The 12,892-nt window shown below is 46.7% G+C and carries 14 protein-coding genes; 5 read left to right on the top strand and 9 right to left on the bottom strand.

The genetic code is table 11. The annotated features are described in order from the left end of the window. Nucleotides 1–50: 50 nt before the first annotated feature. The gene (locus EA58_RS06235) at nt 51–509 is read right to left on the bottom strand and encodes an EVE domain-containing protein (protein WP_036750406.1); all 459 of its coding nucleotides are present in this window, start codon (nt 507–509) and stop codon (nt 51–53) included. 75 nt (nt 510–584) lie between these two features. Here EA58_RS06235 and EA58_RS06240 point away from each other — a divergent pair, with 75 nt between their 5' ends. The 5 genes from EA58_RS06240 to EA58_RS06260 all read left to right on the top strand — a co-directional run bounded on the left by EA58_RS06240 (nt 585) and on the right by EA58_RS06260 (nt 4,400). Beyond that, nucleotides 585–1,178 (top strand): tRNA-uridine aminocarboxypropyltransferase, encoded by a 594-nt coding sequence (locus EA58_RS06240; protein ID WP_036750408.1) that lies wholly within the window; start codon nt 585–587, stop codon nt 1,176–1,178. Between the two features lie 159 nt (nt 1,179–1,337). Next, a complete protein-coding gene (locus tag EA58_RS06245) occupies nt 1,338–2,780 on the top strand; it encodes a coniferyl aldehyde dehydrogenase (protein WP_051641923.1) in 1,443 nt (480 codons plus the stop codon). A 9-nt stretch (nt 2,781–2,789) separates the two neighbouring features. After that, a complete protein-coding gene (locus tag EA58_RS06250; protein ID WP_081819571.1) occupies nt 2,790–3,404 on the top strand; it encodes a TetR/AcrR family transcriptional regulator in 615 nt (204 codons plus the stop codon). A 286-nt stretch (nt 3,405–3,690) separates the two neighbouring features. After that, nucleotides 3,691–3,999 carry a hypothetical protein gene (locus EA58_RS06255; RefSeq protein ID WP_152547949.1) on the top strand — a complete coding sequence of 103 codons (309 nt, stop codon included), beginning with the start codon at nt 3,691–3,693 and terminating at the stop codon, nt 3,997–3,999. Nucleotides 4,000–4,079: 80 nt separating this feature from the next. Then, a complete protein-coding gene (locus tag EA58_RS06260) occupies nt 4,080–4,400 on the top strand; it encodes a hypothetical protein (RefSeq protein ID WP_036750411.1) in 321 nt (106 codons plus the stop codon). A 44-nt stretch (nt 4,401–4,444) separates the two neighbouring features. On the opposite strand, the gene EA58_RS06265 is transcribed toward EA58_RS06260, so the two are convergent. The 8 genes from EA58_RS06265 to EA58_RS06300 form a co-directional block, all read right to left on the bottom strand. Further along, the gene (locus EA58_RS06265; RefSeq protein WP_036750413.1) at nt 4,445–4,774 is read right to left on the bottom strand and encodes a hypothetical protein; all 330 of its coding nucleotides are present in this window, start codon (nt 4,772–4,774) and stop codon (nt 4,445–4,447) included. A 20-nt stretch (nt 4,775–4,794) separates the two neighbouring features. Further along, the gene (locus tag EA58_RS06270; protein ID WP_036750537.1) at nt 4,795–5,124 is read right to left on the bottom strand and encodes a hypothetical protein; all 330 of its coding nucleotides are present in this window, start codon (nt 5,122–5,124) and stop codon (nt 4,795–4,797) included. A gap of 12 nt (nt 5,125–5,136) precedes the next feature. After that, nucleotides 5,137–5,460, bottom strand: a complete 324-nt coding sequence (locus EA58_RS06275) for a hypothetical protein (protein WP_152547950.1) — start codon at nt 5,458–5,460, stop codon at nt 5,137–5,139. A 29-nt stretch (nt 5,461–5,489) separates the two neighbouring features. Next, nucleotides 5,490–5,825 (bottom strand): hypothetical protein, encoded by a 336-nt coding sequence (locus EA58_RS06280; protein ID WP_152547951.1) that lies wholly within the window; start codon nt 5,823–5,825, stop codon nt 5,490–5,492. Between the two features lie 41 nt (nt 5,826–5,866). After that, nucleotides 5,867–7,669, bottom strand: coding sequence for a HEAT repeat domain-containing protein (locus EA58_RS06285; protein WP_036750418.1), 1,803 nt, complete (start codon nt 7,667–7,669; stop codon nt 5,867–5,869). 34 nt (nt 7,670–7,703) lie between these two features. Then, complete coding sequence (locus EA58_RS06290; RefSeq protein WP_152547952.1) at nt 7,704–10,082, bottom strand: hypothetical protein; 2,379 nt, start codon at nt 10,080–10,082, stop codon at nt 7,704–7,706. Then, nucleotides 10,079–11,212: a hypothetical protein gene (locus EA58_RS06295; RefSeq protein WP_036750421.1), complete on the bottom strand. Its 1,134-nt coding sequence runs from the start codon at nt 11,210–11,212 to the stop codon at nt 10,079–10,081. Before EA58_RS06295 ends, EA58_RS06290 begins: the two co-directional genes overlap by 4 nt. A gap of 83 nt (nt 11,213–11,295) precedes the next feature. Beyond that, nucleotides 11,296–12,891 carry a hypothetical protein gene (locus EA58_RS06300; protein WP_036750424.1) on the bottom strand — a complete coding sequence of 532 codons (1,596 nt, stop codon included), beginning with the start codon at nt 12,889–12,891 and terminating at the stop codon, nt 11,296–11,298. Nucleotide 12,892 lies beyond the last annotated feature (1 nt).

The following is a 12,892-nucleotide window of genomic DNA, read 5'->3' on the forward strand; positions in this document are numbered from 1 at the left end:
TACAAACGCCGCCAGCATTCCCCCTCTGACGGCGTTTTTTTGCTGGAAACCTAAAACTGCCCGGTCATCCGCAGAATTTCCTGCCACTGCTGCGCCGTCACCGGCATGATGCTGAGGCGGTTGCCTCGCTGCACCAAAGGCATTTCATGCAGGGCATCATTGGCTTTGATTCTCTTCAGCGAGACCAGACGCAGATGGCGAACATATTCAATATCCACCATCACCCAGCGCGGATTCGCCGGATCCGATTTCGGGTCGAAATACGGGCTATCCGGATCAAACTGAAAGTGATCCGGATAGGCTTCCCGAACAACTTTTGCAATCCCGACCACACCGATATCCTTACACGATGAGTGATAGATAAAGACCTCATCCCCGACTTTCACCTCATCGCGCATCATATTGCGGGCCTGATAATTCCGCACCCCCTCCCAGCAGGCAACATTCATCTGCTTGAGGGTATCGATAGAAAACGTGTCCGGTTCTGTTTTAAATAGCCAGTAAGCCATAGCGCATCCTGTTGAGTGATTTTATTGAATCAGGGCAGTACCATAACGTCAGAATAACACAAGCGATCACTCACCATGACTATTGAATCTCCAGACACCTGCCCGCGCTGCGGTTTCCGTTACAACTGTATCTGCCATGCAGAGCCAAAGCTCCATTGTCAGGCGCGTTTTGTCCTGCTGACCCACAGTAAAGAGTTCGACAAAGACAGCAATACCGGTGTACTCATGGCACGCAGCCTGCCCGATTGTCAGCGAATCTGCTGGTCGCGTACCGAACCACCTCAGGAGCTGCTGAAGCAAATCGCCGATCCGCAGTTTCAGCCATGGTTATTATTTCCTGCCGATGACCAGCACCCGGCCTGCGATTTTTATCCCGTCACAGGCAAAACACCGCTCTTCATTCTGCTGGATGCAACCTGGCAGGAAGCGCGGAAAATGTTGCGAAAAAGCCCCTGGCTGGCCACGTTACCCCGGCTGAGGCTGACCCCGGATCAACTTTCAGCTTATGCGCTGCGCCGCAACCAGCAATCAGGCAATCTGTGTACCTGTGAAACCGGGATTGCTCTGCTGAACTTACTGAAAGCACATGAAGATGCCCAAGCCTTACAGCACTATTTCGAGACCTTTCTGCACGTCTTTCAGGCCGAAAAAAGTGGTCATACCCGCTAATTTTTTGCGCTTATTTTTGTTCACTTCTTGCGCTTTCTGGTAAAGCTCCCTACATTTAACCGACTAGTCAGTCTGTTTTTCCTGATTTCAAATACCGACCGGAACAAACACATCGAATACAGCCAGATGAAACAGGGCCTGTGCCCACAGGAGATCACGATGACCGCAGCCACCGCTTCAAAGGAAAGTCAGCCTATCTTCACGCTGCAGCACATTTTCAATCACCAGCGCAATGCTTCTCTGGCTCAACCGATGCCAGACTATGCCAGCCGGGTCACCACCCTCAAACAACTCAAAACTGCGCTACTAAAGAACAAAGAAGCGCTGTGCGAGGCTTTAGCGCAAGATTACGGTCACCGCAGCCATCAGGACACACTCATCAGCGACATCCTGCCTTGCGTGATGCAAATCAACTATACCCTCAAGCGTCTGAAAAAATGGATGAGACCGTCGCGCCGCCATGCCGGACTCCTGCTGATGCCAGCCAAAGTGGAAGTGGTTTACCAACCGTTAGGGGTGGTCGGCATTGTCGTGCCCTGGAACTTCCCGGTCATGCTCAGTCTCGGCCCGCTGATTACCGCGCTGGCTGCCGGGAACCGGGCGATGCTCAAACTCAGCGAATTTACCCCAATCACCAACAAGCTCCTCTGCTCTCTGCTGGCCAGCCTGTTTGAAGACAGCCAGGTAGCCGTGATTGAAGGGGAAGCCGATGTGGCAGCTGCCTTTACCCGACTGCCTTTTGATCACCTGCTGTTCACTGGCTCCACTGCTGTCGGACACCATGTCATGCGTGCGGCTGCCGAGAATCTCACCCCGGTCACACTGGAGCTGGGTGGCAAATCTCCCACCCTGATCGCGCCGGATGCTGAGATCACACAAGCGGTGCAGCGAACGATTTTCGGCAAGTGCCTCAATGCCGGCCAGATCTGCGTGGCACCCGACTATGTCTTGGTTCCCGAAGACAAAGCACAGGACTTCATCGCGGAATTTAAGCAACAGTTTACGACCATGTACCCACAAGGGGTTCACAGTCCGGATTTCACCTCTGTCGTCAATCAACGCCAGTTTGAACGTCTGAGCCAGTGGCTGGAAGAAGCCCGTCAGCACGGTGTTCCCATCGAACCGGCTCACCCGGAATCAATGGACGACACAGCACACCGCATGGTGCCGCATTTGCTGCTGAATCCGGATCACAACCTGACCCTGATGCAGCAAGAGATCTTCGGCCCACTGCTCCCTGTGATCACCTACAACAGCCTGGATGAAGCGCTTTCGTATATTCAGCAACGGCCTCGCCCGCTGGCACTCTATCTGATGACAGACGACGCAGCCCTCCAGGCACAGGTCAAAAACAACATTCATGCCGGTGGCATGGCCATCAATGACACCGTCTTTCATGTCGCGGCCGATGATGCGCCTTTTGGCGGGATCGGTCCCTCTGGTATGGGCCACTATCATGGCAAAGAAGGTTTTCTGACTTTTTCGAAAGCGAAAACTGTGCTGACCCGGGGGAAAATCAATACGGCGAAACTGGTCACGCCCCCCTACACCGGCTGGAAAACCATGTTGCAAAAAGCCATGATGGCTTTCTTCCTGCGCTGAACCTGTATTATGCTGGCTCTTCCATTGAGCCAGCATTCCGATGACAAGCACCACATGAGCCTGACCAAGAAACAGCAACTGCTAGACGCCGCCCTGAACTTATTCATCCAACAAGGCATTCAGGCCACCGCAACCGCAAAGATTGCCAAAGCGGCCGGGGTTGCTAATGGTACTCTGTTCCATCACTTTGCCAGCAAGCAAGCACTGGTCGAAGCGCTGCATCTGAACATTAAAGAAGAAATGGCACAGGCAATGACGCCACCAGACCCAAACCTTCCCCTCCGTGAGCAGATGATTCACCTCTGGCAGGCTGCCATTCGCTGGGGGCTGAGCCATCCACAGAAGTTTCAGTTTCTGCGCCAGCTCGCGAACGATCCCCAATATCCTCTCAGCCAGCAACATGCCATGCTCAGTCTGGCCCTGCCCTTATTGCCACAGCTCATTAAGCAGGGACAAAAAGCCGGAATTCTGGCCGACTGGCCGCAGGCATTAATCCTCAATACCTGCCACAGCCAGTTTTTATCTACCGTCAGCCTGTTCACTGAACAACCCGAACTGGCCAAAGATCCCACCTATCAGCAGGCAGCCTTTGACATACTGTGGTATGGGATGGCGCATCGTTGATCAGAATCACAAAATTCATGATGCGAATTTCTTTCATTATTCAGGCAATAATACATTCGAGGCTGGCCCTATTTCTGGGTGAAATACAGACTGACATTCGATGTTTCAAACACAGGAAACACTCATTGAATCACACCACATGAACATTTAGGTAAAAAGATAAATGGAACATCCGTCATTCTTTTTATCATGCCACCTGATATAATTTATTCCTCATACACCCTCTTCATATGAATAATAATATTCAAATTATTCATTTTTAAAAATTTATTTTGAGAAAATTATCATGAAAAGAATCGCATTGATGACAATGCTTCTGTTGAGTGCTTTCAAAGTCTCTGCTGAACCCATGACCACACCAACAGCAGTCCCAAAAAACCTTCACGTCTATGATTTACAGGGCAACACTTATGTCGATCTCAAGGCACACGGCTGTTCAAATACCAGATACTATTTATCTCCAACCCATCCGAAATATGATGCCATTACGTCTATTTTATTAACTGCCCAAACAGCCAGTAAACCCGTTATCATTCGTTATGAGGGCTGTAACCCACAAAACCAAGGCAATATTATTGGTGTTTATCTGCCTTAGTTCTGGTAAGTATGGATGATTACCATAAACATCCAAAACGTTGACCTGACATAAACGGATTGAAACTACAGGATAACTTCATGAAAAAACTCCCCCTTATTTTATGCGCACTATTTAGCCTGAATACTTTTGCTGCAACCTATTCTCAAGATCGTGGGATAATTAGCACCGTATACGTCAATCCTGAAGGAGCAATCGCTTTAAAATTGCAAGATGGATTTCCAAAAGCCAAAGGGGATAATCAATGCCCGAACGCCAATGGATGGGCCGGGCTTAAAATGGCAGACAATGTCATTAAATCAGCAATCCTGGCAGCAAAAACAGCCAACCTTCGAGTAATGGTCACAATTGAAGGCTGCGAAGGAGATTGGTTTAAAGTAAAAGATATTTACCTGAACTGATCAAAAAGCCCGTGAATATACGGGCTTCATCATTTTACGTCGATTTAATCCATCGAAACGTATTCGATATCTTCACCATCTTTCCAGCGCGTGCAAGTTCCCGTCCCTGCAACAGTTACCACTTTTCCACTGGCTTTCGCCGCCAGCAACATACTGTACTGCGACTTACCGTAAGCGCTGTTTTCATCTTTAATCATCCAGTAAGTATGATTTTGAGCACATGCAGGACGATCCTTCATCTGGCCGTCAATATGAACATAATGCAGCCCATCATCCCGGACAATCAGCCGGGTGACCGTACCTTTCACATAGCCTGCATAGGCGGCTGAAGTAAACAAACAAGATACCAACACAGTGGTGAATAATTTCTTCATTGATATATAACCCTTACTTTTTATCCTAAAGGATCGACTTGAGTGACCAGGCAATAGCTTCCAGCGTTTTCAATCCCTGATGTGTATACCGTAGCCGTCCGATTGTTCGAAGCCCACTGCGTCAGCACCACAGAAACCATGGTGGTGTTTTCCTGCTTTATTTTGAGCCAGTTATAGGGCGTGCCTTTGCAGTGGTCAGGAATATTACCGTTATCTACCATAATTAACAGCGCACCTTCGATGGCAGTAATATTGGTGATTTTTCCAGAAATGTAGTGGCTGGCAGCATTTGCAAAACAGGCTGACAAAGAAAACACGAATGCTATTGCAACTTTCATGACTTTTTTCACGATGATCTCCAATTACGTAAACATACGAACATACATCACTTCACAACCTTCAGAATTTTCAACAATACGAACCGTCAGTTTCTTCTGCGTCGACAGCGCTGTCAGTATTGTCGAATACATGGCTTCAAAAACTGGATGCGTATTCTTCAGCGTCATGTAATGACCTTCGACTAACTGACAGTTCAATTTCCCTTTATCCGCCGGAGCTTCCAAATAAATATGACCCGTACCACTAGGATAAACTGAAACCAAAACATCTTTGCCAATACCATGACATTGATTTGGAGAACATGCTGCCCAGGTTGTCGAACTGAATAGAAACAGCATCAGAATCATGTATTTCATATTTCACCAAAGATACATCATTAAGAATTCATCGTGACATAAGAGACTTCACACACAGGTGAGCCTTCAACAATTCGAATCTGCAAATGTTTCTGTGCTGCAATTCCTGTCAAAATGGTTGAATAAATCTCCTTATATAACAGGTGATTCATTTTCAAAGTCATGTATTTCCCTTGAAATAGCTGACAATTCAGTTTGCTTTTTTCAGCTGGAGCGCCAATATAAATATGACCACTGGCTGATAAGTAAGTCTTCGTCAATACTTCCTTTCCGACACCATAACAAGCAATGTTGTTACAACCAGCCCATGCAGATGGGGCTAAAAAGAACACAAAAAACAATACAAGTCTCATCACTGACTCCTCCTTGAAATACGATAAAAAATTAGTCTCTGAACTTATTCATCATTTGATTGAACATTGTTTAATACACTTTCAGCATAGTTTTTCAGACTCGTCACACCAATGCGGGGAATATAATCTTTCAGGACCTGAATCGCCTCTGGATACTGCACAGACATCTGGCCCAGATTATCAATGACCTGCCGGATCACATACTCATTGTTTTCAACCTTCAGTCTGTCTCTGTAGACATCGACAAATTCAGGACCTGGTGTTGTGAAGCTCAGGCTGGTTGAAGAGATTTCTCTCATCCGGCCATCATCATCCGAAAGATGCTTCAACAATACGCCCTGCGCCGCCGGTGTATTCACGAAACGCAGCGCATCCAAAGCAGAATAGCGTACCTGTTTGTTTTCATGCGTTAAATACCCAGTGACAACTTCCGTTTGCTCCGCCAACCCCATATTTCCGATCACACTCAACGCATCTTCAATATGCTGTGCATCACTGCTTGTGGTGAGCCGCCCTTTCACTTCATCAAAAATGGCCAGACTTCTCGCGCGATCATCATCCTGTAAAAAGCGGGCCATGCCTCCCAGTACTAACTGGGCTTGCAGCCTTTCCTCTTCAGAAGGAAGTGAGTTGGCCAGATCACGCACAGCCGTTTCACTTTCCAGTGTCGGATAATCCAGAAAAATCATTTTCAGCATGATGGCTTTTTGCTTTTCTGGTGAAGATGAAGCCATCACATCCAGCAAAATATTCTGTGCTTCAGGACTTCCAATCGAGACCAGTAAGGTACTCAGCATCTGAAAAGCGGGATGATCAGCCTGATAAAGGCTCAGCCAAAGTTTCACCTGTTCCAGACGGGAAGGGTCCAGCGCAAGCCATGCCCTTAACTGATAGAACAGGTTCGCCTTGCCCCGGTTATCCAGCGACGATACCTGCCGGAGCCGGGTACTCAAGGTAGTGACATTTTCGGTCCCTACTGTCTGCACATACATCTGATTTTCCAGCAACTTCCGTTGATAATCGCCATTGAGCGTATCGCGGATGAGCGCAGTGTCTATTTGACGGTCAATTTCAGACACCTCAGCAACAGACAGAAACACCGCCGAGAAGTGTGCTGCTTCTTCCGCCAGCTTCCCGCCGGCCGAAAATGTTTCTTTCTTTCTGTCCATTGCAATTTGGTTGATGCGCTTTGAGAAACGACTGACATCAATGTCAACCGCCTGCTCTAAGCGCAATAAAGCATTTCTGGGACGATAAGATTTGTTCACATGGATGTCCCAGCCCGGAATTAGCGCCTTGCCAATGTCATAATACACATCATAGGCAGATGAGAAATCTGCCTCGATGGTTTGCCAGTTAGATTTACCCTGATTGGACAGTGAAATCTGGAACTGCGCAATCATGTCTTTTAACAGCGGCGAAAATTCTTCGTAGTCTGCCTCCGGAAACTTCAATTCATTGAATAAACCATCGCGATTCAGATTGGCATAAACAACCATATCCTGCGGCCAGCGGCTGCTGGTACGGCCATTCATCTCAGCAAGAAATGATTCAGGCTGAAATCTGAATGCCAGCGTATACCCCTGATCCGTTTCCTCAAGCACATCGATAAACATCTGCCCGGTATAGCTGTAGTTCACCTTTAAGTCGGGCCGATAAGAACGCCCTTGCCCCACAAGATTCGTGACGCCAGTCGCATGGTTCTGATAGTTCACCTCATAGTGATAAGAGCTGCCGGGCTCATATTGAATCACATACGGGTCACCTTTTATCTTGAACAACACAAGCAAAATGATGCCTGCAAGAATCATGGTACTCAAAATCAGTACGGCAGCTCTGTTTTTCATGTGTTACCTACATTTTCAGAATGAACAATGACAACTAAAACAAGAATCCATGCAGGCTTCTCAGCACTGCGGCATCATTTTGCGCTGCCTGTTGTTCCGAAGAAACAGCAGGTGACGTATCGACACTGGATTCTGCCAACCATTCCTTGGTGACCCTGCTCTTTTGCTCAGCCACTATGGTTCGCTGAGTACTGTTTTCAATCGATGACAACAGCCAGGACTCATATTGTTCAATATTGTCTTGCGCGTTTTTAAACTGAACTCTCAACGCAGCATCCTTTTGCGGCAGCAAGGTCGTTGCTTCTTCAGTTAAGGTATTTTTGACCAGATTAAAGACCTCATTGATTCGGGCTTCCGTTTTCTGGCTATAGTCTTCCAGAGCCAGATGACGCTGATACAAATCAACCTTCCCTTGCAGGGCAGCCGCCTCTTTCCGATCGGTTTGATCCAACATGGAGCCGCTGATATGAACCCCCTGGTAACCGTATGTCAGTCCCCAGTTCATAATCGACTTATTCCAGACATATCCGCCATAACTGAATAAAGTCTTCGATTTTTTCTTCGCCTTAATACACGGGTATGGAATTTTGACACCCAGGATCTTCTTCTTACAAATACTCAGCCAGGGATACTCAACGAAGGCGCTGATTTTCCCATTCAGCGCCCGAACGAAGGCATCTGAAGTCAGTGCAAGTTTTAAGAAAGGTTCACCATTCTGAGCGAAAAACAGACCGGCTTTACCACGAAGTGGCGCACTGAGATTCAACACATCAACATCGCCCTTCACCCCGACAGAAAGTACTTTCTTCACGCCTACAGCTCCTTCACCAAAAGCACCGGCTTTTGCCATCGGAACCAGCTCAGCATAAACCTGAGTAAATGTCAGGCCCGCACCGAACTTCGCATTGGCACTGGCATAAACACCGATCGAGACATAAACAGGAATGGGGCCAATTGCAAATTGCTGAGTGTAAGCATAGTTATAGCTATAGCCATCCCCAGAGCCTAACAGCTCTTTTTCATATTTCAGAACATCCGTGGTTTTGCGCTGGTTAAATTTGGCAAGCTGCATCCCTAAAACTTGAATATCGGTGTTGAACTCCAGCAAGTTCGGACCGGCCTCAGCCTGTGCATAAGCGCCAATCGCGTTTTTCGTCTGCCCCAGCAAAAATACATCGGCACGTCCAACGGCTACCCCCCACTGAACCTCTTCCGAACCACGAATTTCATAGTAAGCTTTCGCCTGTGCACCAATCACTTTGCGGTTGCCCAGATCAAACCCATTCCAGTCTTTACGTTTCTTCAGCACTAAATCTTCACGCGTAGGCGGTTCAAAAGACTTATTGAAGCTAATGACGGGAAAATCAGGCATATCCAGATTTTGTGGCAGATCTAAACCCAGTTCGCTGATCTTTGCTTTGATGAATTCAGGTGACGGCATCTTCAGCTTCACTTCAAAGTCATCGATTTCCAGCAATTCAGATGCCCAGCTCATCGCCTCCTGTAAAGGCGCCCAGGATAAAATGCTGTCACTGCCGGGGATTGGCAAACCCAGTCCCTGGAAAGCATCTGATATTTTGGACTCCAGATAACTGACAATCGCCTGAAGATCAGAACCGTTGCCGAGTATGGCCAGGATGCTGTCTTCATCAATTTTCGCCACGCCATTCTCATCAACAACTTTCAGTCCCATTGCGCCTGGCAGGTTATAGCCCAGCGCGCAGAGGATCTTACTGGTATTGTTGATACCTCGGATATAGTCATCAAACTTGGTCAAATCACCGCTGTTCAGCCGGTATTTATGATCGATTTTTAAACCATGTTTGTCGGCAATGTCATCTGCCCGCAGGTTGATTTTGGTGACCAGTTTATCCACATCAATCTGTGGACACTGGCCCGGATCAATCGCATCTAAACGGCGCAACAGTTCTTCTTTTGCGTAGAGCTCAAGAGCCTCCAGCAAACGTTTTCTCATGGTTTCCGGGTCGTTAAACAGCGCATAAATATCAACCGGCAACTGCTCAAAACTTTCATCCCGCAATGAATAACCGTAAGGTGTAATCTGCTGCTCCAGCTGATTTGCCGTTTTCACATATTCATTGATTTCAATTTTAAATGGCTCTTTAACTTCAACTTCAAGCGGGTCATCCCCCTTGATACTTAAATCAAATAATAAATAGGTGACTCCGCCTTCTGTGATGACAGAGACAGCATCATCCGGATCTTCATCTGCCATGCCTTTCACTTCAGCGACGGTAAATGGCTGATAAGTCAGCGGTGTCCGATCACCCAGAACCAATCGAATGATATCATCGCCATCCTCAACCTTTGACGTTTCAGCCAATGCCTGAGGAATCGAGAGACAGCTCAAGACATAGAATAAAAATAGTCCGTATCTTATTAACTTATTCACTGGCTTATCTCCGTATATGGCGCCTGAGGAACTCTCACTAATTGCGTATATAAATAACGCTGCTGTTCAAGTGTCATCTGACTGATCGTATTTAAATCAAGCCCGATCAATGTCTTCAATAACGCGCAATTATATTTTTGGTAGTTCGCTTCATCTTTACACTGACCAACATAAAGATTGAGCGTATCCATATACTTTTTATACAGGTGTGAATTTGCACGAACCCGGTTCATCTCCAGCTGAGATTTCGCTTGCTGGTATCGGTCGTTCAGAAAATCAATGCCCGGCTGTTTCAGGCTCCCATCCAGCGGACTGGAGACAATCACCTTCATGTCTGCCAGATATTGTTGTTCAAACTGCTGAAAACGCGCATCCGCGGCAAACCAGTCTCTTCTGGCGTAAGACTGCACAAAGGCAGCACTTCTTGCAGCATTATCCGTGCGCGCAGAGAGCAACTGATCCACTGCAAAGATTTCATTTAATTTTTGCAAGGCTGCGGTCAGTTCAGGAAACTCAAGCTTCGAACGATTGATGAGTGTTTCCAGAACTTCTCTGGTCATCAACAATGCGTCATTTAACCGTTTCAGGTGCTGCGCTGAAAAGTCTGTATTCAAACTTTCAAACGCCTGGTACGTGAGCGCGACATTATCATTCAGTGGTACAATCACAGACTTCAGCTCCCGGATATAATTTTCCGGGTAAGCGGGAATATCCTCTAACAGCTGTAAACCTGTGCTCGTCCGGCTGTATATTTTCTTCGCTTCTTCTTCAGACTGATACAATTCATTCATCAGCGTTGATATCTGGCTTTTAAAGGCTGCCGTATCCGTCGCTGCAAGTTGCTGATGATCGCTGATGGTCCGTCTAAGCTGATCCATCTTTGCCAGCCAAAGTAAATGTTTCTGATACCAGACCTCTGCCATTGCAGCAGAGCCATGCTGCCCTAAATAATACTGCTCGCGGGCCAGATCATATTTTGTTAACGCGTCCAGTACCTCATCCAATCGGTAGTTGATTTGATTTAACTGAAACTGCTGTTTATCCAGCATCTCAGGGGTGACATTCGCTGCAGATGACGTCCAGGGGAGCATCATCATACAGAAAGAGAACGAAAGCAGACGAAGTTTCATACCCTATCCCGGTGATAAACTTGAAAGAAAAAATATAGAGAAATATCAGAGGATTTACAGTCCCTCTGATATCAAATAGAAAATCAAAGCTTTTCTAATTTATTTCTCAGTTCATTGAGTTTCTCGACTTCCGCAGCATCTGCAATATCGACGATATACAGGAAGTGTTCAATCACTGCACTGATCCCCTGAACTTTTTCCTGTTTGCTTTGTTTTAATGATTCAATTCGAAGGACTAAATCTTCAACCGTATTGTCATTATTTTCATCATTGATCAAACCTGAAATTTGAGAAAGGACAATCATTGAATCCCAGTTCGCCAAATATTCATCCGAATATTTCTGATTGAAATAGTCATCATACAGGTAGCCAATCGAGAAATTAAACAATTGGCCAATCGCTGAAATGCCCTGACCTTTTAACTCTTCAACCAGTTGTGACATAAGAGAAAAGTTGGGTACAGCTTGACCATCAGCCCCCGTCACACTCAGCTCTGTATTTACAACAAGGGTATTTTTATAGGATTCCCCCTGATAACGCTGCGGAATCGCACCGGCATTAAAAAAGTCGTGTACAGTCACGGTAGAAGCAATGTTGTTCCAATTTACATTAATTTCAGCCAGGATATCCTGTTTGATGGCATTCGTATTTGTGCTGATCTTCTGGAGTGTATTATGTTCCGCAATCACATAATTCGCATCTTTCAGCAACTGCTCACCGAACCGAACCAGCTCATCAATATAACTTCCCCCTGTCCTTTCGAAATTGAAAGACCAGTTTCCGGTTGCAATATCCTGATGATTCACTAGGCTCAGTCGGACATTTGATACGCAATTTTGTTTGAATGTCTTAAGCTTATCCTGATCAAAAGCACGAATTAAAGAACCGCCTAAGAAGCCGACTTGCGTCATATTAGCGTTTCGATAAGTCAGGCTGATCGTAACTGGATCAACCCGGGTTTCACCCACACAAGTCAGTTCAAAATAAGGGGTTGGGTTCACCGGAGATTTAATCGAACCAGTCCACAATTGTTGATTCACCAGCGAGGTTTGTTTCCGATCCGTCACCGTCCCTTTCACAAAGAACGTAATGCCGCCATTGCTAACCGGAATATAACCCTGTCGGTACGACAGCTCATTTTTCCGGGTGGTTTTCACCAGGTTACCACTGTAGTTGGCCACCGGCTGAACCTGACTGATATCTGCGGCATCCGGTGTCAGCGTCAGCTTCGAGGCATAACAGGTTTCAATGTTGCCAGAAACAGAGCAATAATTTCCGGAACCATAATAACTGGAAGGCACAAAATCATTCGGCCCGGTTTGACATTCGATGGTTCCCGCGGTCTGACGGGCCTGTTTTCTAAAGTTCTCGTAAACGTCTTTACAGTTTTGATAGCGTTTACTCACCTCTAACACGCTGTCATTCTGACGCAGAAGCAGATCGCCCACTAAATCTTCTGGTTGCAGAAGCAGCGATGCTGAATTTCCTGTATCGAGCTGTTGAAGCTGAGTCGGCACCTGCTGATTTTTCACCCACTTTTCCAAGTTACAGGCCCGATCCCGGTGAACGGGGTAACTACTGTCGTTGAAGCAAAAACCATCTGTTGTGCCCGCAAATACACTGAGTGGGGAGCCAGCAAGAATACAAGCGCTCAGGAGACCAAAATTCGTTTTATTCATC

The organism is Photobacterium galatheae (assembly GCF_000695255.1).
GTDB lineage: Bacteria > Pseudomonadota > Gammaproteobacteria > Enterobacterales > Vibrionaceae > Photobacterium > Photobacterium galatheae.

Bases quoted from the DNA above. Each gene is read 5' to 3' on its own strand.
- EA58_RS06245 (WP_051641923.1), top strand. From the start codon at position 1,338: ATGACCGCAGCCACCGCTTCAAAGGAAAGTCAGCCTATCTTCACGCTG.
- EA58_RS06300 (WP_036750424.1), bottom strand. From the start codon at position 12,891: ATGAATAAAACGAATTTTGGTCTCCTGAGCGCTTGTATTCTTGCTGGC.
- EA58_RS06260 (WP_036750411.1), top strand. From the start codon at position 4,080: ATGAAAAAACTCCCCCTTATTTTATGCGCACTATTTAGCCTGAATACT.
- EA58_RS06250 (WP_081819571.1), top strand. From the start codon at position 2,790: ATGCTGGCTCTTCCATTGAGCCAGCATTCCGATGACAAGCACCACATG.
- EA58_RS06285 (WP_036750418.1), bottom strand. From the start codon at position 7,669: ATGAAAAACAGAGCTGCCGTACTGATTTTGAGTACCATGATTCTTGCA.
- EA58_RS06295 (WP_036750421.1), bottom strand. From the start codon at position 11,212: ATGAAACTTCGTCTGCTTTCGTTCTCTTTCTGTATGATGATGCTCCCC.
- EA58_RS06235 (WP_036750406.1), bottom strand. From the start codon at position 509: ATGGCTTACTGGCTATTTAAAACAGAACCGGACACGTTTTCTATCGAT.
- EA58_RS06265 (WP_036750413.1), bottom strand. From the start codon at position 4,774: ATGAAGAAATTATTCACCACTGTGTTGGTATCTTGTTTGTTTACTTCA.
- EA58_RS06240 (WP_036750408.1), top strand. From the start codon at position 585: ATGACTATTGAATCTCCAGACACCTGCCCGCGCTGCGGTTTCCGTTAC.
- EA58_RS06255 (WP_152547949.1), top strand. From the start codon at position 3,691: ATGAAAAGAATCGCATTGATGACAATGCTTCTGTTGAGTGCTTTCAAA.
- EA58_RS06275 (WP_152547950.1), bottom strand. From the start codon at position 5,460: ATGATTCTGATGCTGTTTCTATTCAGTTCGACAACCTGGGCAGCATGT.